At 70.2% G+C, this 26,567-nt stretch carries 23 protein-coding genes; 16 read left to right on the top strand and 7 right to left on the bottom strand.

What is annotated here, in order from left to right:
• From ACX12L_RS02465 to ACX12L_RS02455, 3 genes are all read left to right on the top strand, one after another.
• Nucleotides 1-963 (top strand): aspartate carbamoyltransferase catalytic subunit, encoded by a 963-nt coding sequence (locus ACX12L_RS02465; protein ID WP_459261157.1) that lies wholly within the window; start codon nucleotides 1-3, stop codon nucleotides 961-963.
• Nucleotides 964-1,030: 67 nt separating this feature from the next.
• On the top strand, nucleotides 1,031-2,326 hold the full coding sequence (locus tag ACX12L_RS02460) for a dihydroorotase (RefSeq protein ID WP_459261156.1): 1,296 nt from the start codon (nucleotides 1,031-1,033) through the stop codon (nucleotides 2,324-2,326).
• 10 nt (nucleotides 2,327-2,336) lie between these two features.
• Nucleotides 2,337-3,077 (top strand): lysophospholipid acyltransferase family protein, encoded by a 741-nt coding sequence (locus ACX12L_RS02455; protein ID WP_459261155.1) that lies wholly within the window; start codon nucleotides 2,337-2,339, stop codon nucleotides 3,075-3,077.
• 34 nt (nucleotides 3,078-3,111) lie between these two features.
• On the opposite strand, the gene ACX12L_RS02450 is transcribed toward ACX12L_RS02455, so the two are convergent.
• Genes ACX12L_RS02450 through ACX12L_RS02435 form a run of 4 tightly spaced genes read right to left on the bottom strand, consistent with a single transcriptional unit; the run spans nucleotide 3,112 to nucleotide 6,559 of the window.
• On the bottom strand, nucleotides 3,112-3,513 hold the full coding sequence (locus tag ACX12L_RS02450) for a Zn-ribbon domain-containing OB-fold protein (protein WP_459261154.1): 402 nt from the start codon (nucleotides 3,511-3,513) through the stop codon (nucleotides 3,112-3,114).
• Nucleotides 3,510-4,679, bottom strand: coding sequence for a thiolase domain-containing protein (locus tag ACX12L_RS02445; RefSeq protein ID WP_459261153.1), 1,170 nt, complete (start codon nucleotides 4,677-4,679; stop codon nucleotides 3,510-3,512). Before ACX12L_RS02445 ends, ACX12L_RS02450 begins: the two co-directional genes overlap by 4 nt.
• 19 nt (nucleotides 4,680-4,698) lie before the next feature.
• Nucleotides 4,699-5,577, bottom strand: coding sequence for an HpcH/HpaI aldolase/citrate lyase family protein (locus ACX12L_RS02440; protein ID WP_459261152.1), 879 nt, complete (start codon nucleotides 5,575-5,577; stop codon nucleotides 4,699-4,701).
• Complete coding sequence (locus ACX12L_RS02435; protein ID WP_459261151.1) at nucleotides 5,564-6,559, bottom strand: Bug family tripartite tricarboxylate transporter substrate binding protein; 996 nt, start codon at nucleotides 6,557-6,559, stop codon at nucleotides 5,564-5,566. Before ACX12L_RS02435 ends, ACX12L_RS02440 begins: the two co-directional genes overlap by 14 nt.
• A gap of 144 nt (nucleotides 6,560-6,703) precedes the next feature.
• Here ACX12L_RS02435 and ACX12L_RS02430 point away from each other — a divergent pair, with 144 nt between their 5' ends.
• The 4 genes from ACX12L_RS02430 to ACX12L_RS02415 are packed head-to-tail and all read left to right on the top strand — an operon-like array spanning nucleotide 6,704 to nucleotide 10,868.
• On the top strand, nucleotides 6,704-7,957 hold the full coding sequence (locus ACX12L_RS02430; protein WP_459261150.1) for a CaiB/BaiF CoA transferase family protein: 1,254 nt from the start codon (nucleotides 6,704-6,706) through the stop codon (nucleotides 7,955-7,957).
• A gap of 13 nt (nucleotides 7,958-7,970) precedes the next feature.
• Nucleotides 7,971-8,438: a MaoC family dehydratase gene (locus tag ACX12L_RS02425; protein WP_459261149.1), complete on the top strand. Its 468-nt coding sequence runs from the start codon at nucleotides 7,971-7,973 to the stop codon at nucleotides 8,436-8,438.
• Complete coding sequence (locus tag ACX12L_RS02420) at nucleotides 8,435-9,733, top strand: acetyl-CoA hydrolase/transferase family protein (protein ID WP_459261148.1); 1,299 nt, start codon at nucleotides 8,435-8,437, stop codon at nucleotides 9,731-9,733. The genes ACX12L_RS02425 and ACX12L_RS02420 overlap by 4 nt, the downstream gene beginning before the upstream one ends.
• Nucleotides 9,726-10,868 carry a CaiB/BaiF CoA transferase family protein gene (locus tag ACX12L_RS02415; RefSeq protein WP_459261147.1) on the top strand — a complete coding sequence of 381 codons (1,143 nt, stop codon included), beginning with the start codon at nucleotides 9,726-9,728 and terminating at the stop codon, nucleotides 10,866-10,868. Before ACX12L_RS02420 ends, ACX12L_RS02415 begins: the two co-directional genes overlap by 8 nt.
• A 9-nt stretch (nucleotides 10,869-10,877) precedes the next feature.
• On the opposite strand, the gene ACX12L_RS02410 is transcribed toward ACX12L_RS02415, so the two are convergent.
• Entirely contained in the window at nucleotides 10,878-11,636 is a 759-nt protein-coding gene (locus tag ACX12L_RS02410; protein ID WP_459261146.1) for an IclR family transcriptional regulator, read from the bottom strand.
• Nucleotides 11,637-12,017: 381 nt separating this feature from the next.
• Here ACX12L_RS02410 and ACX12L_RS02405 point away from each other — a divergent pair, with 381 nt between their 5' ends.
• The 3 genes from ACX12L_RS02405 to ACX12L_RS02395 are packed head-to-tail and all read left to right on the top strand — an operon-like array spanning nucleotide 12,018 to nucleotide 15,834.
• Nucleotides 12,018-13,172, top strand: a complete 1,155-nt coding sequence (locus ACX12L_RS02405) for an acyl-CoA dehydrogenase family protein (protein WP_459261273.1) — start codon at nucleotides 12,018-12,020, stop codon at nucleotides 13,170-13,172.
• Between the two features lie 53 nt (nucleotides 13,173-13,225).
• Complete coding sequence (locus ACX12L_RS02400; protein ID WP_459261145.1) at nucleotides 13,226-14,203, top strand: Bug family tripartite tricarboxylate transporter substrate binding protein; 978 nt, start codon at nucleotides 13,226-13,228, stop codon at nucleotides 14,201-14,203.
• A 41-nt stretch (nucleotides 14,204-14,244) separates the two neighbouring features.
• Nucleotides 14,245-15,834, top strand: a complete 1,590-nt coding sequence (locus tag ACX12L_RS02395) for an AMP-binding protein (protein ID WP_459261144.1) — start codon at nucleotides 14,245-14,247, stop codon at nucleotides 15,832-15,834.
• A 386-nt stretch (nucleotides 15,835-16,220) separates the two neighbouring features.
• Here the strand turns inward: ACX12L_RS02395 and ACX12L_RS02390 are convergent, their stop codons facing one another.
• Nucleotides 16,221-17,285 carry an ABC transporter ATP-binding protein gene (locus tag ACX12L_RS02390; RefSeq protein ID WP_459261143.1) on the bottom strand — a complete coding sequence of 355 codons (1,065 nt, stop codon included), beginning with the start codon at nucleotides 17,283-17,285 and terminating at the stop codon, nucleotides 16,221-16,223.
• A gap of 241 nt (nucleotides 17,286-17,526) precedes the next feature.
• Between ACX12L_RS02390 and ACX12L_RS02385 the strand changes: the two genes are divergently transcribed.
• The 6 genes from ACX12L_RS02385 (at nucleotide 17,527) to ACX12L_RS02360 (ending at nucleotide 24,612) form a co-directional block, all read left to right on the top strand.
• On the top strand, nucleotides 17,527-19,188 hold the full coding sequence (locus tag ACX12L_RS02385; protein ID WP_459261142.1) for an ABC transporter permease: 1,662 nt from the start codon (nucleotides 17,527-17,529) through the stop codon (nucleotides 19,186-19,188).
• 16 nt (nucleotides 19,189-19,204) lie between these two features.
• Nucleotides 19,205-19,558 (top strand): arsenate reductase (glutaredoxin), encoded by a 354-nt coding sequence (gene arsC, locus ACX12L_RS02380; RefSeq protein WP_459261141.1) that lies wholly within the window; start codon nucleotides 19,205-19,207, stop codon nucleotides 19,556-19,558.
• A gap of 75 nt (nucleotides 19,559-19,633) precedes the next feature.
• Nucleotides 19,634-21,142 carry a DegQ family serine endoprotease gene (locus ACX12L_RS02375; protein WP_459261140.1) on the top strand — a complete coding sequence of 503 codons (1,509 nt, stop codon included), beginning with the start codon at nucleotides 19,634-19,636 and terminating at the stop codon, nucleotides 21,140-21,142.
• A gap of 40 nt (nucleotides 21,143-21,182) precedes the next feature.
• The gene (locus ACX12L_RS02370; RefSeq protein WP_459261271.1) at nucleotides 21,183-21,839 is read left to right on the top strand and encodes a response regulator transcription factor; all 657 of its coding nucleotides are present in this window, start codon (nucleotides 21,183-21,185) and stop codon (nucleotides 21,837-21,839) included.
• Nucleotides 21,836-23,212, top strand: coding sequence for an ATP-binding protein (locus tag ACX12L_RS02365; RefSeq protein WP_459261139.1), 1,377 nt, complete (start codon nucleotides 21,836-21,838; stop codon nucleotides 23,210-23,212). The genes ACX12L_RS02370 and ACX12L_RS02365 overlap by 4 nt, the downstream gene beginning before the upstream one ends.
• Entirely contained in the window at nucleotides 23,209-24,612 is a 1,404-nt protein-coding gene (locus ACX12L_RS02360) for a phospholipase D-like domain-containing protein (protein WP_459261138.1), read from the top strand. Before ACX12L_RS02365 ends, ACX12L_RS02360 begins: the two co-directional genes overlap by 4 nt.
• Nucleotides 24,613-24,627: 15 nt before the next feature.
• On the opposite strand, the gene ACX12L_RS02355 is transcribed toward ACX12L_RS02360, so the two are convergent.
• Nucleotides 24,628-26,556, bottom strand: a complete 1,929-nt coding sequence (locus tag ACX12L_RS02355; RefSeq protein ID WP_459261137.1) for an FAD-binding oxidoreductase — start codon at nucleotides 26,554-26,556, stop codon at nucleotides 24,628-24,630.
• Nucleotides 26,557-26,567 lie beyond the last annotated feature (11 nt).

Genomic DNA, 26,567 nt, shown 5'->3' with positions numbered 1-26,567 from the left:
GTGCTGTACAAGCGCAACCCCCAACTCAACAAGAACGGCGAGCTGATCCACCTGCTGTCGATCGAGGGCCTGCCCAGGGAGATCGTCACGCACATCCTGGACACGGCCACCAACTTCACCAGCGTCAACGACCGCGAGGTCAAGAAGGTGCCGCTGCTGCGCGGCAAGAGCGTGTTCAACCTGTTCTTCGAGAACAGCACGCGCACGCGCACCACCTTCGACATCGCGGCCAAGCGCCTGTCGGCCGACGTGTTCAACCTGGACATCGCGCGCTCCTCGACGGCCAAGGGCGAGACCCTGCTGGACACCATCGACAACCTGACCGCCATGGCGGCCGACATCTTCGTCGTGCGCCACAGCGAGTCGGGCGCGCCCTACCTCATCGCCCAGCACGTGGGCCCGCACGTGCACGTGGTCAACGCCGGCGACGGCCGCCATGCCCACCCCACGCAGGGCCTGCTGGACATGTACACCATCCGCCACTACAAGAAGGACTTCTCCAACCTCACGGTGGCCATCGTGGGCGACGTGCTGCACTCGCGCGTGGCGCGCTCGGACATCCACGGCCTGACCACGCTGGGCGCGGCCGAGGTGCGCGTGGTGGGCCCGCGCACGCTGGTGCCGGCCGACATGGCGCAGATGGGCGTGCGCGTGTTCCACAGCCTGGAGGAGGGCATCAAGGACTGCGACGTGGTCATCATGCTGCGCCTGCAGAACGAGCGCATGAGCGGCGCGCTGCTGCCGTCGAGCCAGGAATACTTCAAGAGCTTCGGCCTCACGCCCGAGAAGCTGCTTCTCGCCAAGCCCGACGCCATCGTCATGCACCCGGGCCCGATCAACCGCGGCGTGGAGATCGACTCCGCCGTGGTCGACGGCCCGCAGGCCGTGATCCTGCCGCAGGTCACCTTCGGCATCGCGGTGCGCATGGCGGTCATGTCCATAGTCGCCGGGAACGAAGCGTGATTGCTCCTGTTTCAATAGCTTCTTGCGCTTGGTGGACGGGCGCTCGGGGCCAATTTGACTTGAAACCATGAAGATACTCATCCAGAACGGCCGGGTGATCGACCCGGCCAGCGGGCTCGACAAGGTATGCAACGTGGCCCTGGCCGCGGGCCGCATCATCGCGGTGGACCGCGAGCCCAGGGACTTCACGCCCAGCCGCGTGATCGACGCCGGCGGCTGCCTCGTGCTGCCCGGCCTGGTGGACCTGGCGGCGCGCCTGCGCGAGCCCGGCCACGAGCACGAGCGCATGCTGGAGTCCGAAATGGCCGCCGCCGTCGCGGGCGGCGTGACCAGCCTGGTCTGCCCGCCCGACACCGACCCGGTGCTCGACGAGCAAGGCCTCGTCGAGATGCTCAAGTTCCGGGCCGAGAAGCTGCACCAGGCGCGCCTGTTCCCGCTGGGCGCGCTCACGCGCGGCCTGGCCGGCGAGGTGCTGACCGAGATGGCCGAGCTCACCGAATCGGGCTGCGTGGGCTTCAGCCAGGCCGACGTGGCGCTGGCCAGCACCCAGGTGCTGCAGCGCGCGCTGCAGTACGCCGCCACCTACGGCTACACCGTGTGGCTGCGCCCGCAGGAACTGCACCTGGGCAAGGGCGTGGCAGCCAGCGGCCCGCTGGCCACCCGCATGGGCCTGTCGGGCATTCCGGTGGCGGCCGAGACCATCGCCCTGCACACCATCTTCGAGCTGCTCAAGACCACGGGCGGGCGCGTGCACCTGTGCCGCCTCTCCAGCAGCGCGGGGGTGGAGCTGGTGCGCCAGGCCAAGGCCGAGGGCCTCGCGGTCAGCTGCGACGTGAGCATCAACTCCCTCATGCTCACCGACGTGGACATCGGCTACTTCGACAGCCGCGCGCGCCTCACCCCGCCGCTGCGCCAGCAGCGCGACCGCGACGCGCTGGCGGCGGCCCTGGCGGACGGCACCATCGACGCCCTGGTCTCCGACCACACCCCCGTGGACGAGGACGCCAAGGCCCTGCCCTTCGCCGAGGCCGAGCCCGGCGCCACCGGGCTGGAGCTGCTGCTGTCCATCGCCCTGAAATGGTCGCAGGGCGGCGGCGCGCCGCTGTCGCGCGCGCTGGCCACCGTGACCAGCGAGCCGGCGCGCGTGCTGGGCAGCGCCCTGGGCACGCTGCAGGCCAGCGTGGGCCGCATCGTCGAGGGCGGCGTGGGCGACCTGTGCGTGGTGGACCCCGACGCGCATTGGACCGTGCAGGCCGGTGCGCTGGCCAGCCAGGGCAAGCACACGCCGTTCTCGTCCTACGAGCTGCCGGGCCGTGTGCGCTGCACCCTGGTCGGCGGCCAGGTCGCCTTCGAGCGCGGCTGAACGCCCATCCATGCTGCGAGTCCTGCGCGCCTGCTGGCGCGTGCCGCGCATGCTGCTGCACGCCCTGCTGGGCCTGTGGGTCGTGGCGCTGCGCTTCCCGCGCCTGGCCGCGGAGCAGCAGCAGGCGCGCGTGCAGGCCTGGGCCCTGGGCCTGCTGCGCTGCGCCGGCGTCACGCTGGAGCTGCACGGCCAGCCGCCGCGCACGGGGCCGGTGCTGCTCGTGGCCAACCACCTCTCGTGGCTCGACATCCCCGTGATGCACGCGGCGCGCTATTGCCGCTTCATCAGCAAGTCCGACGTGCAGGACTGGCCCATCGTGGGCACGCTCGCCACGGCCGCGGGCACGCTCTACATCCAGCGCGAATCGCGCCGCGACGCGCTGCGCATGGTGGCCAGCATGCGCGAGGCCCTGCTGCGCGGCGAGGTGCTGGCTGTGTTCCCCGAAGGCACGACGGGCGACGGGCGCGAGCTGCTGCCCTTCCATGCCAACCTGCTGCAGGCCGCGCTGGCCGCCGACGTGCCCGTGCAGCCCGTGGGCCTGCGCTTCGTCGATGGCCAGAGCGGCGCCACGAGCTTCGCCCCCAGCTTCGTCGGCGACGAAAGCCTTCTGGGCTCCATCTGGCGCACGCTCTCGGCCCCGGGCATCACCGCCGTGGTGCACTTCGGCACGCCCGAGCGCGCCCAGGGGCGCGACCGGCGCGCCTGGAGCCAGGCGTTGCACGCGGCGGTGGACGCGCTGAGGCGGCGCTGACCAAACACCTGCCGCCTGCCTATCGACGGCAAAGCTATGCCGGCGCGAATACCGGCATGAGCCGCCCTTCCTCGGCGCGGCGGAACCTCAGGCGCACAGGCTGGCCGATGCGCAGGCTGTCCAGCTGGTCGGTCTCGATATTGGTCAGCAGGGCCGGCCCTTCGGCCAGGCGCACATAGGCCACGGCGTAGGGCTGCTCCACGCGCCGCATCACGCTGAAGGCGTACAGCGTGCCGTCGCCCGAGGCCTCGCGCCATTCGGTGTCGGTGCTGCCGCACAGCGGGCAGACCACGCGCGGATACCAGTGCGGCCGGTTGCAGCTGCGGCAGGTGCGCAGCAGCAGCCTGCCTTGTTCCGCGGCCTGCCAGAACGCCAGGTGCTCGGGGTAGGCCTGCGCGAACGGGTCGTGCTCGAAAGAGGTCGGGGTCGTGGTCATTCGCGCTCCAGGATGACGGTGGCGTGGTTGTGCGCGGTGCCCAGCACGAGCCCGGGCCCGGCGGCCAGGGCCAGGCGGCAGTTGGGCACCTGCACCGCGGGATGGGCCTCGCCGCGCAGCTGGCGCACGGCCTCGATGGCCTTGGTGATGCCGCCGCGGTTCTGCGGATGGTTGTTGCACAGGCCGCCGCCGTCCGTGTTCCAGGGCAGGCGGCCCGTGCCGGAGATCAGGTTGCCGTCCGCCACGAAGCGCCCGCCCTCGCCCTTGGCGCAAAAGCCCAGGTCCTCGAGCTGCATCAGCACCATGATGGTGAAGTTGTCGTAGATCGATGCGTACTGGATGTCGGCCGGCGTGACGCCCGCCTCGGCGAAGGCGGCCGCGCCCGACTGCGCCGCGCCGGTGTGGGTGATGTCCACGTAGCCGCCATGGTTGGTGCTGGCGGTTTCGCCGCAGCCCAGCAGCCGCACCAGCGGGCGCTTGAGGCTCCTGGCCACGCCGGGGGCGGCCAGCACCAGCGCGCCGCCACCGTCGGTGATGACGCAGCAGTCCAGCCGGTGCAGCGGGTCGGCGATGACGGGCGAGGCCAGCACGTCCTCGACGGTGACGGGCTTGCGCAGCAGGGCATGGGGGTTGTGCTGCGCATGCTGCGACGCGGCCACCTTGATCCAGGCGAGCTGCTCCGCGGTGGTGCCGTGCTCGTGCATGTGGCGCTGCGCGGCCATGCCGTAGACGGCGGTGATGGTGGAGCGGTAGGGCTGCTCCCAGGGCGTTTCGGGGCGGTCCGGCCCGAGCTGCCGCGGCGCCGTGCCGGTGGCCTGGCCGCTGCTGCGCGGCTTGCCGGCGAGCGTGATCAGCGCCACCGAGCATTTGCCGGCGGCGATGGCCGCGGCCGCATGGCCGATGTGCGCCAGGTAGGAGCAGCCGCCGAGCTCGGTGCCGTCCAGCCAGCGCAGCTTCAGGTTCATGTAGTCGGCCAGGATGAGCGGGCTGCCGCCCGGTGCGTCTCCGGCGCAGAAATAGCCGTCCACGTCCGAAAAGTCGAGCCCCGCGTCGCGCAGAGCGCCAGCGGCGCACTCCACATGCAGCTGGGTGACGGACTTGTCGGGCGCATGGCGGGTGGGGTGCTCGTAGGCGCCCACGACATAGGCTTGGCCTTTCAGTGACATCGGTCCTCCTGGATGGGGTTCAATCAAGCGGCGGCGGCTGCGAACGCAGTATGCGCTGCGCGTGCCTGAGCAGCGGCGTGTCGATCATTCTGCCTTCGAAATCGAAGGTGCCCAGGCCGCGTGCGCAGGCCTGTTCATAGGCGGCGACCAGGCGCCGGGCATGGGCGATCTCGTCGCCGGACGGCGAGAAGGCCTGGTTGGCCAGCGCCGCCTGGCGCGGCGTGAGGCAGATCTTGCCGTCGTAGCCCAGGTCGCGGCCGAAGGCGCAGTCGCGCACGAAGCGCTCCTCGTCGCGGATGTCCACCGCGGCCTGGTCCACGGCCAGGATGCGCGCGGCCTTGGCCGCGAGCAGCACCATCGAGCGGGCGGCCAGCACTTCGCGGCCGCCGGGCGTCCTGCGCGCGCCCACATCCGCCGCCAGGTCTTCCGCGCCGAAGAACACGGCCTGCAGCAGCGGCGAGCAGGCGCAGATCTGCGGCGCCTGGAGCACGCCCGCCGCCGTCTCGATGCCGGCGAGGATCGCCGTGCGCTGCCCGGCCGCCTCGATGGCGGCGGCGACGCCCAGTACATCGCCCGGCGTCTGGGCCTTGGGGAGCACGATGAAGTCGGCCTGGCAGGTGGCCGCCTCGGCCAGATCGTCGGCGAACCAGGGCGAATCGGGGGCGTTGATGCGCACGCCCAGCATGCCCGCGAGGCCCGATGCGCGCACCTGGCGCACCAGTGGGCGCAGGCCCTGGCGCGCCGGCTGTTTTGCGGCCAGCGGCGTGCCGTCCTCCAGGTCGATGACCGAGCAGTCGGCGCCCGCACGGGGAAACTTCAGCACCAGGTCGGGGCGGTTCGCCGGCGCGAACAGCAGCGAGCGCAGCAGGCGGCCGCCGGGCGTGTCATTGGGGCTCAAGGCCGGCCTCCCTGATCTTGTCGCCCCAGGCCTGGAGCTGGTCCTTCACGAACTGCACGAGCTCCGCGCTGCCGCTGGGGTACGGGGCCAGTCCGAGCGTGGCCATCCTGGCCTTGAGCTCGGGCTTTTGCAGAATGGCCACCGTCACCGTGTTCAGCTTGCGGACGATCTCCGGCGGCAGGCCGCGCGGCGCCATCAGGCCGCCCCAGGCGATGTAGCGGAAGCCGGGGAACTTCTCGCCCAGGGCGGGCAGGCCGGGCATCAGGTCCGAGCGCTGGTCCGCCATCACTGCCAATGGGCGCACCTTGCCGGACTTGATGAGGCCCTGGGACGAAGCGATGTCGACGAACATGAAGTCGAACTGACCGCCGATCAGGTCCACCAGCGCCGGGGGCGTGCTCTTGTACGGCACGGGCAGCGCCTGGAAGCCCGCCGCCTTCATGAAGTGGGCGCCCGCGACCTGGCCCGTCGCATTGCCATAGCCCATGTTGAGCTGCGTCTCGCGGGCTTTTTTCAGGAAGTCGTCCAGCGTGCGGATCGGCGACGCGGCGCTGACCACCAGCACGAAGGGGAAGTCGGTGGTGCGCGCGATGGCAGTGAAGTCCTTCACCGGGTCATATGGCAAGCCCTTGAGCAGCCACGGCGCGGTGGACCAGCCGGAACTGGTGGCCAGCACCAGCGTGTAGCCGTCCGGCGGCGCCTTGCGCACGAGCTCGGCCGCGATCGCGCCGTTCGCGCCGGGCTTGTTATCGATGATGACCGGCGTGCCCAGGTCCCGCTGCAGTTCCTCCACCAGGGCCCGGGCCATCGTGTCGGTGCCGCTGCCGGCGGCGAAAGGCACCACGACCTTGATCGGCGTGCCGGGTGCCGGATACACCGCTTGCGCCTGTGCGCCGCCGAGCGTGGCCGCTGCAGCCAGCACGGCCGCCAGCAAGGTCCTGGTGATGGCGTGCGCCGATGTCCATGTCTGATTTGTGTTCATATATATGAATAAAATTGATTTTTGAGTGAACAGTATCTATTGTGTTTGGGCAGAAGTCCAGATGTTTTGCAAGATTCCGTGGTGTTCATTGTTGTTTTGTTCTTGAGTGAGTACAATAAATTCACATTAATGAATGATAAATCCATGAGCCAAGCACCCAGGCCCCTGCAGAACATCCGCGTGATCGACATGGCCACCGTCCTGATGGGGCCGGTGGCGACCCAGATACTGGGCGACTACGGGGCGGATGTGATCAAGATCGAACCTCCCGAGGGCGACGTGATGCGCCATGCCGGGGAGGGCCGCCATCCGCGCATGGGGCCGATGTACCTCGCGACGGGGCGCAACAAGCGCAGCGTCGTCCTCGACATCAAGCAGCCCGGGGGGCGGCACGCGCTCTTGAGGCTGTGCGAGACGGCCGACCTCTTCATCCACAACGTGCGGCCCGCGGCCATGCGGCGGGCGGGACTGTCCTACGAAGACCTGCGGGCGGTGAATCCGTCCATCGTCTATGTGTCGCTGGTGGGCTTCGGCCAGGACGGGCCGTATGCCGAGCGGCCCGCGTTCGACGACATCATCCAGGCGGCCAGTGGCCTGGCGGGACTGTTCGTGCGCGCCGGCCATGACGAGCCCGCCTTCGTGCCCGCCAACCTGTGCGACCGCATGACCGGCCTGGCCGCGGCCCACGCGGCCATCGCGGCGCTCTACATGCGCGAGCGCACAGGCGAGGGACAGGCTGTGGAGGTGCCGATGTTCGAGACCCTGGTGCAGATGATCCTGGGCGACCACCTCAATGGCGAGGCGTTCGTGCCCCCGATCGGGCGCGCGGGCTACAGCCGCCTGCTGAACGCGCACCGGCGGCCGTTTTGCACCAGCGACGGCCATATCGCGGTGACGCCCTACAACGACAAGCAGTTCCGCGCGTTCTTCGCGGCCATCGGGCGCGAGGCCGATTTCGATGCCGATGCGCGCATCAATACGCACGCCGCGCGGGCCCGCAACTACGACGTCGCCTACGCCCTGCTGGCCGACATCCTGCGCGAGCGCACCACCGAGGCGTGGCTCGCTTTGTGCAACGCGCACGAGATCCCGTGCCAGCGGCTGAACACGATCGAAGACCTGCTGCAGGACCCGCACCTGCGCGGCACCGGCTTCTTCCAGGAGGTCGAGCACCCGACGGAAGGCCGGGTGCTGCAGATGCGCCCCGCGGCGCGCTGGAGCCATGCCGACATGGCCATACGCCGGCTGCCGCCGCGCATGGGCGAGGACAGCGTCGAGGTGCTGCGGGAGGCGGGCTTCGGCGAGGCCGAGATCGCGGCCTTGCTGGCCAGCGGCGCCGCCGTGCAGGCCGATGAAAACCCATCACCAACCCCGGCGGCCGCGGTCGCCACCCCATGAAAGAAGGCACCTTATGGCAGGACTCTATTTCGATCAGTTTGAAGCCGGTCAGGTTTTCCGGCATGCCACGACGCGCACGGTCACCGAGGCCGACAACCTGCTGGCCACCGTGCTCAGCATGAACCCGCAGCCGCTGCACCTGGACTACGAATTCGCCGCGCAGACGGAATTCGGGAAACCGCTGGTCAACAGCCTGTTCACGCTGGCGCTGGTGATCGGCCTGTCGGTGCAGGAGACCACGCTGGGAACGACCATCGGCAACCTCGGCATGCGCGAGGTGGGCTTTCCCAAGCCGGTGTTCGCGGGCGACACCATCCATGTGGAGACTTCCGTCGTGTCCACGCGCGCGTCCAAGAGCCGGCCCAACGCGGGCATCGTGGAGTTCGAGCACCGCGGCATCAACCAGCGCGGCGAGGTCGTCTGCGTCTGCCTGCGCTCCGCGTTCATGAAGCGCGCGCCAGAGACGGCGGCAGCCGCATGACCATGGCCGCCGCCCCGGCCATGCGCCTGGTGGAGCCGGACCGGTTCTCGTTCGACGCCTGGCTGCGCCCCGGCGACCAGGTCGTGTGCGGTCAGGTCTGCGCCGAACCGCTGACGCTCACGCGCCGCCTGGTGGAGGAATGCGCCGGCCGGCAGTTGCCGGCGCGGGCCTTCGTAGGCACGCTGTTCAGCGACACCTTCGATGCGGCGCCTGCGTCCCTGCGCTTCCTGTCGTACGGCGCCATCGGCCATGCGTCGCGCATCGCGGACCGGGGCGCGCTGGACGTGGTGCCCGAGCGCTACAGCCGCCTTCCCGGCCTGTTCGCCAGCGGCGCGCTGCGGGCCGACGTGGTGCTGCTGCAGGCCGCTGCCGCGCCCGACGGGGCGCTGAGCTTCGGCCTGTCGTGCGACTACGCGCTCGATGCGGCGCGCCGGGCGCGCGCGGTGCTGGTGGAGGTCAACCCCCTGGCGCCATGGACCCATGGCACGCCCTGGCCGCGGGATCTGCGGGTCGATGCCTGGGTGCGCGCCGCGCATGCGCCGGTGGAGCTGGCGCCGCCGCGCATGGGCGCGGTGGAGCAGGCGATCGCGGCGCATGTCGCGGCGCTGGTGCCCGACGGGGCCACGCTGCAGGTCGGCGTCGGCGCGCTGCCGGATGCCACGCTCGATGCGCTGCGCGGGCACCGGGCGCTGGGGCTGCATTCCGGCGTGCTGGGGGATGCGGGAGTGCGCCTCATCGAGGCAGGCGCCATCGACAACAGCCGCAAGGGGCGCGACGCCGGCATCAGCGTGACCAACACGGTCTGCGGCGGGGCGCCGAGCTACCGCTTCGTGCATGCCAATGCCGCGGTGCAGGTCTGCCACAGCGACGTCACGCACGGGGCGGCCGTGCTGGCCCAACTGGACCGGCTGCACGCCATCAACGGCGCGCTGGAGGTAGACCTGAGCGGCCAGGTCAACTGCGAGCAGCTGCAGGGCCGGCTGCGCGGCGGCATCGGCGGCCTGCTCGACTTTGCGCGCGCGGCGCGCGCGTCCAAAGGCGGGCGCGCCATCACGGTGCTGCAGGCCACGGCGGCGGGTGGCAAGGCGAGCCGCATCGTCGCGTCGCTGGGCGGGCGGCCGGCGACGATGGGGCGTTCGGACGTGGATGTGGTGGTCACGGAATACGGTGTGGCCCATCTGCGCGATGTGCCGTTGCACGAGCGCGCCCGGCGGCTGACCGCCATTGCGGCGCCGCAGTTCCGGGAAGCGCTGGAGCGCGAATACCGCGCGATGCGGGAGCCTGTTCATGCCTGAGCCGAAGAATTCAAGCGGACCGCTCGCCGGCATCCGGGTGGTCGAATTCGCCGGCATCGGCCCGGGACCCGTGTGCGGCATGCTGCTGGCCGACCTGGGGGCCGAGGTGCTGCTCATCGAGCGGCCCGAGGCCGGCGGCGACCTGGGCATTCCGCGGGCGCGCCGCTTCGAGGTCGGCCACCGCGGCAAGGCGTCGCTGGCGTTGGACCTGCGCCAGCCGCTTGCGCTGGACTTTGCGAAGCGCCTGCTGGTGCGGGCCGACGTGCTGATCGAGGGCTTCCGGCCCGGCACCATGGAGCGCCTGGGCCTGGGGCCGGACGCATGCCTGGCCGCCAACCCCGGCCTGGTATACGGGCGCATGACCGGCTATGGCCAGAGCGGCGCGCTGGCCCTGCGCGCGGGACACGACATCAACTACATCGCGCTCAGCGGCGCGCTGCATGCCATCGGCCGGGCGGGGCAGCCGCCCACGCCGCCGCTGAACCTGGTGGGGGACTATGCCGGCGGCTCGATGCTGCTGGCCTTCGGCATCGCGGCGGCGCTGGTGGAGCGTGCGCGCTCAGGCCAGGGCCAGGTCATCGACGCGTCGATGGTGGAGGGCGCGGGCCTGCTGATGTCGTCCTTCTTCGGCATGCAGGCCGCGGGGCTGGTGGCCCGGCCGCGCGGCGAGAACCTGCTCGACAGCGGAGCGCCGTTCTACGACGTGTACCGCTGCAGCGACGGTGGTTATGTGGCCTTTGGCGCCATCGAACGCAGGTTCCGGCAGGTGTTTGCCGAGCGCACCGGGTTTGCGCTCGACCTGCTGCTCGACGACGATCCCGCCCACTGGCCCCGGCTGCGCGAGGCGCTGGCGCGGCTTTTCGCGCAGCGCCCCCGCGATGCATGGTGCGCGCTGCTCGAGGACACCGATGCCTGCGTCACGCCCGTGCTGGCGCCGCAGGAGGTGGCGGGCCACCGGCACAACGCCGGGCGTCGGTCTTTCCAGACTGTGCAGGGGGTGGTGCAGGCAGCGCCCGCGCCCCGGTTCTCGCGCAGCGCGGCGCCCATGCCGGGCGAGCCGCCGGAGCCTGGGGAGGGCGGGGCGGCCCTGGCCCGGTCCTGGGGGCTGGAGGAGCCGCCGGCGCGCGGCGGCTGACGGACCGGGCTATGCCCGGGTGGCCGGCTCCTGCAGTGTGCCGGGCGCATGGCGGCTGATTTCCTCGCGCATGGTCCGCAGGATGTCCTGCTGGCGCGGATGCACCCGGTGCACCGGGCCCGCCACCAGCAGCGCGAGATGGCGGCCCTGGAGGTGCAGCGGCAGTGCGACGCCGCCCAGGTCGTGCGTGTATTCGCCCGCGCCCTCGAAATAGCCGCGCTCCAGCGACAGCGCGATCTCCTTCTCGACGGCATCGACGCTGAGCAGCGTGGTGGGGGTGTAGCGTTCGAAGACCGCGCGGCGCAGGATGGCGCCGCGGTCCTGGGCGGACAGCTGCGACAGCAGCGCGCGGCCGGTGGCCGTCGCGTGGATGGGCACGAGCTTGCCGACGGCAGCCGTGTAGCGGATGGCCTGATGCGACTCGGCGGTGGCGATGAAAACCGCATGCATGCCGCTGATGCCGGCCAGCACGGCCGTCTCGCCGGTCTTCTGGCAGACCGACTGGATCAGATCCTGCAGTTCGGCGGGCAGCGGGGCGGCGCGGTCGATCTTCTGGATCAGCGGCCACCAGCTGGGCGACGGGTAGTAGCCCTCGCGCGCCCGCGGCTCGTACAGATAGCCGCGGTTGACCAGCGTGCCCAGCAGGTTGAAGGTGCTCGAGCGCGGCCAGCCGAAGTGCTTGGACACCTCGGCGAGCGAGGCGGGGCGCCCGCGCTCGGCGAAGTATTCCAGCAACTCCAGAACGTTGACGACTTGACGGACATCCATGGTGCTTTTCTCCCTGCAGAAGCCGCAACGGTGCGGCTTCCTGCTTTTGTATGCCGGTCATCCTAACATTGTTCATCCATGTGAATGATGCATCCGCTCTTTGCGCATCGCATGCGGAAGTGGTCAGGCCTCTCTGACGGAGGCACCGGAGGCTGGTGCTTGTCGTCCATGGATTTTGGCGTTTCATAGGGTTGACATCATCTATTTGTTCCTTATGATGTACATATCATTCATAAATAGGAATGAATGAGGTGGTAGTGCTGAGACTCTTCAGTTCCATGTGGATTTCATGGGCGGTGGTCCGAAGAGTGTTCTTGTTTATGTTCAATTTGTTCCCCTGTGTGATTCATGGGGCCACGGAGATTTCTGGTGAACTTTCAGATGACCGCAGAGCAGGAGTCCATCCGCGACTCGATTCAGAAGATCTGCCGCCGATACGACGATGCGTACTGGCTGCGCAAGGACCGCGAAGGCGGCTTTCCGGAGGAGTTCGCGGCCAGCCTGGCCAAGGATGGGTGGCTGGGCATCTGCATTCCCGAGGAGTACGGCGGCTCCGGGCTGAAGATCGCGGACGCGGCGGTCATGATGCGCGCCATCGCCGAGACCGGCGCGGGCATGTCGGGCGCCTCGGCGGTGCACATCAACGTGTTCGGGCTCAACCCGGTGGTGGTCTTCGGCAGCGAGGAACAGAAGCGCCGCATGCTGCCGCCGATGGCCCGGGGCGAGGTCAAGACCTGCTTCGGCGTCACCGAGCCCAACACGGGCCTGAACACCACGCAGCTGAAGGTGCGTGCCGTGCGCCGGGGTGACAAGTACATCGTCGATGGCACCAAGGTCTGGATCTCGACCGCGCAGGTGGCAGACAAGATCCTGCTGCTGGCGCGCACCACGCCGCTGGAGGAGGTGAAGAACCCGACGCAGGGCTTGTCGCTGTTCTACACCGACTTCGACCGCAGCCGCGTGCAGGTGCACGAGATCGAGAAGATGGGCCGCAAATGCGTGGACTCCAACGAACTCTTCTTCGAGGGCTACGAGGTGCCGGCCGAGGACCGCATCGGCGAGGAGGGCAAGGGCTTCGAGTACATCCTGCACGGCATGAACCCCGAGCGCGTGCTCATCGCCGCCGAGGCGGTGGGGCTGGGCAAGCTGGCGCTCGACCGCGCCACCACCTACGCCAAGGAGCGCAAGGTCTTCAACCGGCCCATCGGGCAGAACCAGGGCATCCAGCACCCGCTGGCGCGCAACTGGATGGAGTTGGAAGCGGCATGGCTCATGGTGATGCAGGCCGCCTGGCTGTACGACAACGACCAGCCCTGCGGGGCGGCCGCGAATGCGGCCAAGTTCCTGGCGGCCGAGGCCGGCTTCAGTGCCTGCGAGCGCGCGGTGATGACGCACGGCGGCTTCGGCTACGCGAAGGAGTTCCAGGTCGAGCGCTACCTGCGCGAGATCATGGTGCCGCGCATCGCGCCGATCAGCCCCGAACTGGTGATGTGCTTCATTGCCGAGAAGGTGCTGGGGCTGCCCAAGTCGTATTGAGCCTCTGTTCCAGGGCCTGCAGCGATTTCATCAACCACCAAAGGAGACTCACCATGTCGCATTCTTCACGCCGGCAATGGATGGCCCGGGGCCTGGGCATGGCGGCCGTCATGGCCGCACCGTGCTGGACCAGGGCCCAGGGGCAATATCCGGGCAAGCCGGTGCGTGTGATCGTGCCCTATCCCGCCGGGGGCACCACCGACGTGGTGGCGCGCCTGGTGATGAGCAAGCTCGGCGAACTGATGGGGCAGCCCTTCGTCGTGGAAAACAAGAGCGGCGCCAACGGCATCATCGGTGCCGAGCTGGCGGCCCGGGCGGCGCCGGACGGCTACACGCTGCTGCTCAACACGGCGGGCGGGCAGACGCTCAGCCCCGTGCTCTACAAGGCCAACTACGAGGCCCTGGCCAGCTTCGAGCCCATCACCCACATCTGCGACGTGGGCCTGATCATCATCGCCCGCAAGGATCTGCCGGCCAGCAATCTGCGGGAGCTGATCGCGCTGGCCAAGGGGCCCAAGCCGCTGACGGCGTCCTCGGGCAGCAGCATGATCAATCTGATGACCGAGGAGTTCAAGCGCGTGGTCCAGGCGCCGCAGACCATCACCGTGCAATACAAGGGCACGGCGCCGCAGATGCAGGCCGTGGTGGCTGGCGAGGTGGATTTCTCCATCGACTCCTTCGTGTCGGTGGAGATGATCCGCGCCGGCCGGGTCAAAGCGCTGGGCGTGATGATGCCGCAGCGCGCACTGTCGTTCCCGGAGGTCCCCACACTCAGGGAGCAGGGCATCAACGGCATGGACTTCACCTCCTGGGCCGGGTTGCTGGCCCCCAAAGGCACGCCCAAAGAGATCGTCGGCGCCCTGGCGCGGCAGATGGACGCGGTGCTGCAAATGCCCGACGTGCAATCCCGGCTGCGCGCGTACGACTACCTGCCGCGCCGCACCTCGCCCGAGGAGTTCGGCCAGCTGATTACCGCCGACTACCAGCGCTGGAAGCGCATCGTTGCGGAAACCGGCTTCAAGCTGGAGTGAACGCATCTTCGCTGCCGAGAACCAGGAAGGAGACACGAGCCATGAGCGCACTGGAGCATTGGGCCCGGACGCAGCCCGGCAAGGCCGCGCTGGTGATGCTGGGCAGCGGCACCACGGTCACCTATGCGGAACTGGACCGCGGGGCCGCCAGGGCGGCCCGCTGGCTGGTGTCGCTGGGCCTGCAGGCCGGCGACTGCATCGCCATCCTGCTCGACAACGATCCCCGGATGCTGGAGCTGGCCTGGGCGGCGCGGCGCGCCGGGCTGTACTACGCCCCTGTCAACCACCACCTGACGCCCGCCGAGGCCTCCTTCATCCTGGGCAACTGCGACGCCCGGCTGCTGCTGGCATCGAGCGCCACCTTGCCGCTGGCGCGCGCGATCACCGCCGATCCCGAGCATGCCGGGGTGCTGCGCGCATTGCTCGACCAGCATGCGCCGGGCTTCCTGCACTACGGCGACGCGCTGGCGCAGGCCGACGAGCGGGCCGGGCTGCCCCCGCGCCCCGTGGGGCGCGACATGCTGTATTCGTCGGGCACGACCGGCAGGCCCAAGGGCGTGCGCCGCCCGCTGGCTCCGTACGACGCGCGCAAGCAGCCGGACCGCGATCTGGAAACCTGGCGCCGGCAGTTCGGCTTCGGCGAGCATACGGTCTACCTCTCGACGGCGCCGTTCTACCATGCAGCCCCGCTGCGCTACATGGTGCGCACGCTGGAGTGCGGCGGCACCTGCGTGGCGATGGAACGGTTCGACGCGCAGCAGGCCCTGGCCGCCATCGAGCAGCACCGCGTCACCCACAGCCAGTGGGTGCCCACGATGCTGGCGAGGATGCTGCGCCTGCCGCAGCAGGTGCGGGAGCGCTACGACCTCTCGAGCATGAAGGTCGCCATCCATGGCGCCGCGCCATGCACGCCCCAGGTCAAGCAGGCCATGCTGGACTGGTGGGGCGACATCCTGTACGAGTACTACGGCGGCTCGGAGGGCCTTGGCATCACCATCATCGATGCGCAGGAGTGGCGTGCCCACCCCGGGTCGGTGGGGCGCGCCAAGCTGGGGACGATCCACATCCTGGATGACAATGGACAGGAACTGCCACCGCATGGGATCGGCACCATCTACTTTGCCGGTGTGGCCGATTTCGAATACTACAAAGACCTCGACAAGACGCGCGAGGCCTACAATGCGCAAGGCTGGGCCACGTACGGCGACATGGGCCATGTGGACGAAGAGGGCTATCTCTACATCAGCGACCGGCGCGACGACCTGATCCTGTGCGGCGGCGTCAACCTGTACCCCATGGAGATCGAGAACGTGCTGGCCGAGCACCCGCAGGTCAGCGATGCGGCCGTGATCGGTGTGCCGGACGAGGACTTGGGCGAAGTGCCCTGGGCTGTGGTGTACCTGCACGAAGGCCACGAAGGGTCGGCCGCCATGGCGCAGCGATTGGCCGGCCACTGCCGCGCCAAGCTGGGGAGCATGAAGCTGCCTCGCCGCGTGGTGTTCGAGGGACCGCTGCCGCGGCTGCCCACCGGCAAGCTGTTGCGGCGAGAGCTGAAGGAGCGGTTCCGCCAACTGCCCCGGGTGGGCTTTCCCGTCGCCCCGATGGCTGCCGAAAAGCGGTCCAACCCTTGACCGTTCCCCGAAGGCCTCTTTCCCGGGCTCTGTGCTGCGCCGGCATCAGCCGGCCGGGCCAGACGGCCGCGCGCCTGGACGGCGGGCTGCGCATGCCCCCGCAACAAAGGGCTTACTCAAAAAAGATAGCGGCTTGCGCTTGCATCCAAAAGGATTCAGATTGAAAAATATCTGAAAATGCCTAAATTCAAGCGCAAGCAGCTCCTGTTCTTGATGTTCTGCTGGCTGAATGGACGAATTGCGCAGGCCGCCGACCGCGCAATGAAAGCTCCCGCTGCGACGGGTGGCGGAGAGGCATAGATCGGCCACAGGATGCCGAACGGATGGCGCGGGCCCGATGCCCCGTGCAGAAGGGCAGACCGGCGGATCGAGCGGGAACTGGCGTACTAGTTGCGCGGGAAGGTCACCACATGGTCCACCTGCGGGCGGATGCCGATCCAGTCGCCCATGGCGTGGTCGTGGTGGCTGGGCACATGGGCCATCACGGTGACGCCGCCTTCCAGCTCCAGCGTGTAGAGGAACTCCGAGCCGCGAAAGGCCTTGCGCACGATGCGCGCGCGCACGGGCGCGGCATCGTCGTGCACCACGTCGTCGGCGCGCAGCAGCACGTCGCACTCGCCGCGCGGGTAGCTCGACGGCAGCAGGCAGCCGTCGATGTCCGTGAGGTCGCCCAGGGCGGTGCGCGCCACCACGTGGCTGCCCTGCTGCACCAGCGTGGCGGGGGCGAACACGCCATGGCCGATGAAGTCGGCCACGAAGCGCGTGGCCGGGCGGTGGTAGAGCGCGTAGGCGTCGTCCCACTGGTGCAGGTGGCCGTTCTCCAGCACGCCGATGCGGTCGCCGATGGCGAAGGCCTCCAGCTGGTCGTGCGTGACGAACAGCGCCGTGGCGTTGGCGGTCTTGAGGATGCCGCGCACCTCGTGCGCCAGGCGCTCGCGCAGGTCCACGTCGAGGTTGGAGAACGGCTCGTCCAGCAGCATCAGCCGCGGGCGCGGCGCCAGCGCGCGCGCCAGGGCCACGCGCTGCTGCTGGCCGCCCGAGAGCTCGTGCGGAAAGCGCGCCTCGCTGCCTTCCAGCCCCACCAGGGCCAGGGCCTCGCGCACGCGCTGGGCCTGCTCGCCGCGCGGCAGGCCGTGGATGCCGAAGGCCACGTTGCGCCCCACGGTGAGGTGCGGGAACAGCGCGTAGTCCTGGAACACCATGCCGATGCGCCGCTGCTCGGGCGGCACGCTGCGGCCGGGGGCTCCCACCACCTCGCCACCCAGGCGTATGCTGCCGCCCACGACGCCCTCCAGACCCGCCACGGCGCGCAGCAGCGTGGTCTTGCCGCAGCCCGAGGGGCCGATCAGCACACCGATCTCGCCCGCCGCCAGCCCCAGGGACACGCCCTGCACGGCGGCTTGCGGACGGTTGGCATAGCGCACTTCCAGCTGAGAGACTTCGAGGAACATGGGCGGATTCTAAGGATGCCCTGCACGAACCGTCGCGCCGCGTGCATCTGCGGCCTCGAGCGGTCTGCGGCGTTGCAAATGCTCGCAATGGCTACGGCCATTGCTGCGCTTTGCGCCTAGCAGCCCATCCCGATCCGCAGCGCCCGCTTGCCGCTCGATTCGTGCAGGGCATCCCTGGGCCGGTTGCGTAGAATCATTCCGATTTGCATCACGACCGCATGCCGCCATTGGCGCATGCCGCATGCCGACCCTCCCCGCCACGGGCTTTTCCTTGCTTCCGATCCAACGCGCCCTGCGCTCCATCGCTCCCATCGTGCTGGCGCTGCTGCTGGCCCTGCCCGTGCTGGCGGTACTGGGCGCGTGGCTGCCCCAGGCCGGGGGCGGCGCCCAGTCCGGCGCCATCCTGCGCGAGATGGCCGCCACCGTGCTGCCGGAGTACTTGTGGACCACGCTGTGGCTGGGCCTGTCCGTGGCCGTGGGCGCGGCCGTGGTGGGCACGGCCAGTGCGGCCGCGGTGACGCTGTTTGACTTCCGCGGCCGGCGCCAGCTGGAATGGCTGCTGCTGCTGCCCCTGGCCATGCCGGCCTACGTGACGGCCTATGCCTATACCGACTTCCTGCAGTTCAGCGGCCCGCTGCAGGTCTGGCTGCGTGCCACCTTCGGGCTGGAAGGCCGCCTGATGCCCGAGGTGCGCAGCCTGGGCGGCGCCGTGTGGGTGTTCATCTTCTCGCTCTATCCCTACGTGTACCTGCTGGCGCGCACGGCGCTGGGCGAGCGCGCAGCGCACCTGATGGAGGCGGCGCGCCTGCTGGGCGCATCGCCGGCGCGGCGCATGCGCAGCGTGGCGCTGCCGCTGGCGCGCCCGGCCGTGGCGGCGGGCGTGGCGCTGGTGCTCATGGAGACCCTGGCCGACTTCGGCGTGGCGTCCTATTTCGGCATACAGACCTTCACCACGGGCATCTACAAGGCCTGGCTGTCCATGGACGACCGGCTGGCCGCGGCGCAGCTGGCCACCTTCCTGCTGGCGCTGGTCGCGCTGCTGCTGCAGCTGGAGCTGCGCGCGCAGCGGCGCATGCGCTTTGCCACGGGCGGCGTGGGCCGGGCCGGCTCGGCCGAGGCACAGCCCACGCGCCTGCGCGGCCCGGGCTGCGCGGCGGCCTGGCTGGTGTGCGCGCTGCCGGTGCTGATGGGCTTCGTGGCTCCGGTGCTGTTCATGCTGCGGCCGCTGGCGGCGGACTGGTCGGTGCTGCCCTGGGACCGCTTCGTGCAATGGGCGGGCAACAGCGTGCGCCTGGGGGGCATCACGGCCGTGCTGGCCGTGGGCATCGCGCTGGCGCTGGCGTTCGCCGTGCGCCGCCGGGGCGGGGTGCTCACGCGCGCGGTGGTGCAGCTCGTGAGCCTGGGCTACGCCGTGCCGGGCGCGGTGATCGTCGTGGGCCTGCTGCTGCCCGTGGGCTGGCTGCAGGCCGCGGCCCCCGGCTGGGGCCTGAGCGCGCTGGTGACCACCACCGCCGTGGGCATCGTCTGGGCGTACCTGGTGCGCTTTTGCGCCGTGGCGCTGCAGTCGGTGCAGAGCGGCTATGCGCGCATTCCCGCGAGCCTGGACGACTCGGCGCGCATGCTCGGCGTGGGCGGCATGGGGCTGCTGGCGCGCGTGCACTGGCCGCTGCTCAAGCGCTCCACGGCCGCGGCCGCGCTGCTGGTGTTCGTGGACGTGATGAAGGAGCTGCCGGCAACCATAGTGCTGCGTCCCTTCGACAGCGACACCCTGGCCGTGGTGGCCTACCAGCTGGCGCGCGACGAGCGCCTGGGCGAGGCGGCGCTGCCTTCGCTGGCGCTGGTGGCCGTGGGCCTGGTGCCGGTGATCCTGCTGAGCCGCACGCTGCGAGGGTCTTCGCGCTAAAGCCTAAACTTCTTGCATGAGCGACATCACCATCTACCACAACGCCCGCTGCAGCAACTCGCGCGGCGCGCTGGAACTGCTGCGCGAACGCGGCATCGAGCCGGCCATCGTGGACTACCTCAAGGAGCCCCTGGGCGTGGCCGAACTCACGGCCCTGGTGGCCCGCCTGGGCGTGCCCGTGCGCGAGCTGCTGCGCAGCAAGGAGGCCGTCTACCAGGAGCTGAACCTGGGTGCCCCCGGCCTGAGCGACCGGCAGCTGATAGAGGCCGTGGCCGCCCACCCGGTGCTGCTGAACCGCCCCATCGTCGTGAGCCCCAAGGGCGCCCGGCTGTGCCGGCCGCCGCAGCTGGTGCTGGACCTGATCCCTTAAGGATCTTAAGAATCGCCTAAGCCGGCGCTCCCACACTGCCTTCCATCGGCACTACACGCTATGGAAAGGCAGACCATGAACACACTACTCACCACTCCCCGCCGCCTCGTCCTGGCCCTGGTGGCCGCGGGCGCATTGGGCGCCACGGGCGCGGGCCTGGTCACGGCGCACGAGGCACGCGCGCAGCTGGCGCTGCCGGTGGCGACCGCCACGGCGCCGGCCGCCGTCGCGCTGCCCGATTTCTCGGCCATCACCGCGCGCTACGGCCCGGCGGTGGTCAACATCAGCGTCAGCGGCATGCGCAAGGTCTCGGATGATGATGGCGCCAACAGCCCCACGGCGCGCCAGCGCGGCATGCCGGGCATGGCCCCCGACGACCCGTTCTACGAGTTCTTCCGCCGCTTCGGCATCCCCATGCCCGACATGGGCGGGCAGGGCCAGCGCAGCGTGCCCGTGCGTGGCGAGGGCTCGGGCTTCATCATCGACCCCAACGGCATCGTCCTGACCAACGCCCACGTGGTCAAGGGCGCCACCGACGTGACCGTGAAGCTCACCGACCGGCGCGAGTTCCGCGCCAAGGTGCTCGGGGCTGACCCCAAGACCGACGTCGCCGTCCTGAAGATCGACGCCCGCGATCTGCCCACCGTCAAGCTGGGCAACTCGGAAGACCTGAAGGTTGGCGACTGGGTGCTGGCCATCGGCTCGCCGTTCGGCTTCGAGAACTCCGTCACCGTCGGCGTGGTGAGTGCCAAGGGCCGCTCGCTGCCCGACGACAGCTACGTGCCCTTCATCCAGACCGACGCGGCCGTCAACCCCGGCAACTCCGGCGGCCCCCTGTTCAACGCACGCGGCGAGGTCGTGGGCATCAATGCGCAGATCTACAGCCGCTCGGGGGGCTTCCAGGGCCTGTCGTTCTCCATCCCCATCGAGGTGGCCACGCGCGTGGAGCAGCAGATCGTGGCCACCGGCCGTGTGGAGCACGCACGCCTGGGCGTCGCCGTGCAGGAGGTCAATCAGACCTTTGCCGACTCGTTCAAGCTGCCCCGGCCTGCAGGAGCGTTGGTGGCCAACGTCGATGCCGGCGGCCCGGCCGACAAGGCGGGGCTGAAGGTGGGCGACGTGATCCTCAAGATCAATGGCCGGCCCATCGTCGCCTCGGGCGACCTGCCCGCCTTCGTCGGCCAGCAGGCCCCGGGCGAGAAGGTGCAGATGGAGGTCTGGCGCCAGGGCCGTGCCGAGACCCTGGCCGCCACCCTGGGCAACGCCGACGACAAGGCCGCCAAGGTCGCCAGAGGCGACGAGGCCGTGGGCAAGGGCCAGCTGGGCCTGACGCTGCGCCCGCTGCAGCCCGACGAGGCCCGCGCCGCGGGCGTGGAGAACGGGCAGGGCCTGCTGATCGAGGACGCGCGCGGCCCGGCCGCCATGGCGGGCGTGCAGGGCGGCGACGTGTTGCTGGCCATCAACGGCATGCCGGTCAAGGGCGTGGAGCAGGTGCGCGCCGCCATGGCCCATGCGGGCAAGTCGGTGGCCCTGCTCATCGAGCGCGACGGCGACAGGATCTTCGTGCCGGTGCGCCTGGGCTGAGGAGTCCGCGGGCGCGGGGGATTGGCTTATGCTGCCCCCCATGCGCCTGCTGCTCGTAGAGGACGACACCATGATCGGCGAGGCCGTGCGCGACCTGCTGCGCGCCGAGCATTACGCCGTCGACTGGGCCACCGACGGCGACATGGCCGACGCCGCGCTCGCCACCCAGCAGTACGACCTTGTGCTGCTGGACCTGGGCCTGCCGCGCCGCGATGGCCTGGCCGTGCTGCGGTCGCTGCGCGCGCGCAAGGACCGCACGCCCGTCCTGATCGCCACCGCGCGCGACGGCGTGGCCCAGCGCGTCGAGGGGCTGGACGCCGGCGCCGACGACTACGTGCTCAAGCCCTATGACGCGGGCGAGCTGCTGGCGCGCATACGCGCGCTGCTGCGCCGCGCGAGCGGGCGGGCCGAGCCGGTGTACGAGCACCAGGGCGTCACGCTCAACCCCGGCACGCGCGAGGCCACGGTGCAGGGCCGGCCGGTGATGCTGTCGGCGCGCGAATGGGCGGTGCTCGAACCCCTGCTCGCGCGCCCGGGCATGGTGCTGTCGCGCCAGCAGCTCGAAGACAAGCTCTACGGCTGGGGCGACGAGATCAGCAGCAATGCCGTCGAGGTCTACGTGCACGGCCTGCGCAAAAAGCTCGGCGCCCATATCGTGCTCAACGTGCGCGGCCTCGGTTACATGGTGCCCAAATGAGCGTCCTGCGCCGCCCCTCTTCGCTGCGCCTGCGGCTGCTGGTGTTCCTGCTGGCCGCCATCGCCGTCACCGCCCTGGTACAGGGCGTGCTGGCCTACCGCCACGCGCTGGCGCAGGCCGACGCGCTGTTCGACTACCAGATGCAGCAGACCGCGTTCGCGCTGCGCGCCGGCCTGCCGCCCGATGCGCGGGCCGGCGGCGATGCGCGCCCCGAATACCAGCATGACGAGCTCATCGTCCAGGTCTGGACCAACGAGGGCCTGCGCATCTTCGAGTCTGCCGTGGGCGTCGCGCTGCCGCAGATAGCAGTGCTGGGCTTCACCGAGGTGCAGGCGCGCGGCACCACCTACCGCGTGTTTTCGCTGCAGACGCGCTCGCAGGTCATACAGGTGGCGCAGGACATGGCGGCGCGCCGCGCCATGGCGCGCGCGCTCGCGCTGCGCTCGCTGCTGCCGCTGACGGTGATGGCGCCGCTGCTGGCCCTGGCCGTGTGGTGGGCTGTAGGCCGCCTGCTCGCGCCCGTGGAGCGCGTGCGCGGCCAATTGGCACGGCGCCAGGGCGATGACCTGGTGCCCGTCAGCGACGCCGGCCTGCCCAGCGAACTGCAGCCCCTGGTGCGCGAATTCAATGGCCTGCTGGCGCGCGTGCAGCATGCCTTCGAGGCGCAGCAGCATTTCGTGGCCGACGCCGCGCACGAGCTGCGCTCGCCGCTGGCCGCGCTCAAGCTGCAGGTGCAGGGCCTGCAGCGCGCCGGCGACGCTGGCGCGCGCGCGCTGGCCATCGAGCGCCTGGCCGGAGGCATAGACCGCGCCACGCGCCTGGTCGAGCAGCTGCTGGTCCTGGCCCGCCAGGAGGCGCAGGCCACCGCAGGCGCCCCGCCCAAGCCCGTGGTGCTGGCCGATCTGGTGCGCCAGGCCGTGGCCGACGCGGCGCCCGTCGCGCAACAGCGCGGCGTGGACCTGGGGCTGGCGCTGCCCCCCGAGGCGGAGCACGCCAGCGTGCCCGGCCAGCGCCAGGCCCTGGAGATATTGCTGCGCAACCTGATCGACAACGCCGTCAAATACACGCCGCAGGGCGGCGTGGTGGACGTGCAGTTGCAGGCGGAGCCCGGCCACCTGGCGCTGGTGGTGGACGACAGCGGCCCGGGCATCGCACCCGATGAGCGCGAGCGCGTGCTGCAGCGCTTCCACCGCGGCCCGCAGGGCAGCGGCGCGGCGGTGGCCGGCAGCGGCCTGGGCCTGGCCATTGCCGAGAGCATCGCGCGCATGCATGGCACGCGGCTGGAGCTGGACAGCGCTCCCCGCCTGGGTGGGCTGCGCGTGCGCGTGCGGCTGACGCGCGCCGCCGGGCGGGAGGAGGGCGCGCACGCATGATCCGCGTGGCCGTGCTCTCGGGCCTGGGCCATGCAGTGTTCGTGGCCGCGGGCCTGCTGGTCTACGTGATGGGCACGCGCATCGGCCACCAGCGCCGCCACCCCTCGGCGGCCGTGGCCTGGGTGCTGGGCATCGTGGCCTTTCCCTATCTCATCGTGCCGCTGTTCCTGCTGTTCGGCACACGCAAGTTCGCACGCCCCGCGCGCCGCACGCGCGGCCAGGCGCTGCAGGTGCCGGACGGCGCGCCCGCCTGGGCCGCGCGGCTGCTGGCCAGCCTGGAGCTGGCGCCCGCCGTGCGCAACCGGCGGGTGGTGCTGCATGCCGATGGCGGCGATGCGCTGCAGGGCCTGCTGGCCACCATCGCATCGGCACGCCACCGGCTGGATGTCTGCACCTACGTGCTCGGCCATGACGATGTCGGCCGCCAGGTGGCGCAGGCGCTGCTGGCCTGCGCGCAGCGCGGCGTGAACGTGCGCCTGCTGGTGGACGCGATGGGCAGCATGCGCACGCCCCCCGGCATGCTGCGCGCGCTCAGGCGCCAGGGCGTGCAGGTGCGGCGCTTCATGCCGCTGTTGCACAACCCCCTGCGCGGGCGCACCAATTTGCGCAATCACCGCAAGATCGCCGTGGCCGATGGCCTGCGCCTGTGGAGCGGCGGGCGCAACCTGGCCAGCGAATATTTCGTGGATCGTCCGGGCCGACCCGCGTGGACCGACCTGAGCTACGAGGTGTGCGGCCCGCTGGCCGAGCTGGCGCAGGCCCAGTTTTCCACCGACTGGCGCGTGGCCCATGGCCTGGCGCTGCGCAAGGAGCGCAGGGCGCGGCGCGTGCATGCGCCGGACCTGCCTGCCGGGCCCGAGGACGGCCCGCTGGCGCAGTGGCTGCCCAGCGGCCCCGACCATGCCGACGACACCGTGCACGCGCTGCTGCTGGCAGCCGCCTACCATGCGCAGCGGCGCATCGTGGCCGTCACCCCCTATTTCGTGCCCGACGAGGCCTTGCTCGACGCCTGGTGCCTGGCCTGCCGCCGCGGCGTGCGCGTGAGCCTGCTGGTGCCCGCGCGCTCCAACCATCGCCTGGCCGACATCGCGCGCGAGCGCGCCCTGCGCGAGCTCAGCGCCGCCGGCGCGCAGGTCTGGCTGAGCCCCGCCATGGTGCATGCCAAGGCGGTGCTCATCGACGACGAGCTGGCCCTCGCGGGCTCGCTCAACCTCGACGCGCGCAGCCTGTTCCTCAACTACGAGGCCATGACGGCCTTCTATGGAGCAGAGGAGCTACGCTGGCTCTCGCAATGGTGCGCACGGCAGATCGCCGCCGCGCGCCCCTACCATGCGCGCCGTCCCTCCCTGGCGCGCGACATCGCGGAAGGGGTGGTGCGTTCGGTGGGGTTCCAGCTGTAGCAGTGCGCCCGCGGATCAGCCGGCCGGCTGCTGCGCCTGCGCGGGCGCGGCCATCACGAAAGCGTCGGAGAAGCAGAAGTTCTCGTCGAGCCCCTGGGCGATGAAGGCCGGCACGGCGGTCTCCACCATGCGCACCGAGCCGCACAGGTAGACCTCGTTGCCGCTCAGGTCGGGGAAGTCCGACAGCATGGCCTCGTGCACCAGGCCGGTGCGGCCGGTCCAGCCATCGCCCGGCGCGGGTTCGGACACCACGGGCACCACGATGAAGTTGCCGTGCTGGCGCTGCCATTCCTCGCATTGCGCCAGCAGGTACAGGTCCTGCGGCTGGCGCACCCCCCAGTACAGGCGCATGGGACGCTGCACGCCGCGCGCGAAGGCGTCTTCCACGATGCTCTTGATGGGCGCGAAGCCCGTGGCCCCGGCGATGAAGAGGATGGGGTGCGTGCTCTCGCGCAGGGTGAACTGTCCCAGCGGCCCTTCGAAGCGCACGGTGTCGCCCACCTTCATGGCCTCGAATACATGGGTGGTGAAGCGCCCGCCGGGCACGAGCCGCACGTGCAGCTCGATCTGGCTGCTGGCGCCGGGACGGTTGGCAAAGGAGAACGCCCGGCGCTGGCCGTCGTCCAGCAGGATGTTGATGTACTGGCCCGCCGCGAAGGGCAGGCCCTGGCCCTCGGGCAACTGCAGGGAGACGCGCATCACGTCCGGCGCCAGGCGCTCCATCTGGGCGACCGTGGCGCTGTAGATCTCCTGGGCCTCGGCCGCGGCGCCGGTGAAGCCCGCCACGTCGATCACCATGTCCTCGCGCGGCACGGCGCAGCACATCAGCGCCTTGCCGCGCGCCTTGTCGGCGTCGGGCAGCGCGCTCCTTTGGTAAGGACGGTGCTCGAACTGGCCCTGCTCGACCGAGCACAGGCACAGGCCGCAGCCGCCGTTGCGGCATTCATAGGGCAAGGCCAGGCCCTGGCGCAGGCCGGCGTCCAGGATGGTCTCGCCCTCGCGTACCTTGATCGCCGCGCTGGCCCCCTGCTCGCCCTGTACCTGTACCTGGTGCATGCGCTTTTCCCCGCGCCTGAACTGGGGCGGCCACCACGGCAGCAGGGCCACCAGGACGGAGGCTCCCACTACCAGCGCCCACACGCGGCCCAGCGGCCATTCGGTCAGCAGCGGGAAGACGGCCATGTAGAACCAGTCGGGCTCTATCCGGGTGATGGCCCGTGCCAGATCGGTCTGCCCTCCCTGGCTGTGCACGGGTGCGACGAGCGAGAGCGCCAGCAGGGTCGCCATCAGGCCGATGACGATGGGGCGGGGCGGCGTGGTGCGCGCCTTGGGCACGCGCTGCACGTGGATCCACATCACCATCAGCACCACCAGTGGCAGGCCCAGGTGCATGAACGACAGCAGCGTGAAGAAGCGAGCCCCCACGTGCTCGGAGTACAGGAAGTTGCGCATCAGGCTGCCGTTGAAGATGGGCAGCCAGTCCAGCCACTCGAAGCTGGTGACCGTGACGTACTGGGCCAGGTGGTCCCAGGGCAGCATGTAGCCGTTGACGCCCGAGGCATAGACCATCCAGATCAGCATCACCCCCGTGATCCACGAGAACCAGCGGAAGCCGTGGTAGAGGTTGAAGGCGAAGTAGCGCAGCATGTGCAGCACCATGGTCAGCACCATGGCGTCCGACGCATAGCGGTGCACGCTGCGAAGGATGCCGCCCAGCCACCATTGCTTGGTGCTCAGGTCGACGACCGAGGTGTAGGCCTCGGAGATGCCTGTCTCGAAGAAGATGTAGAGGTACAGGCCGCTGCCCCCGACGATCCAGAACAGGAAGAAGGTGATGGCCCCCAGGTGGTAGAAGGGGTTGATGCGGTCGCCGAACGCGGCGTTGAACAGGCCTTCGGCGCGCAGGAACAGCCACTGCAGCAGTTCTTGGAATTTCTTGATCACGGGCTGGGCTC

It is taken from the genome of Alicycliphilus sp. T452 (assembly GCF_054512775.1).
Note: the sequence above shows the minus strand (reverse complement) of the source record. Positions and strands in the feature narration are given on the sequence as shown.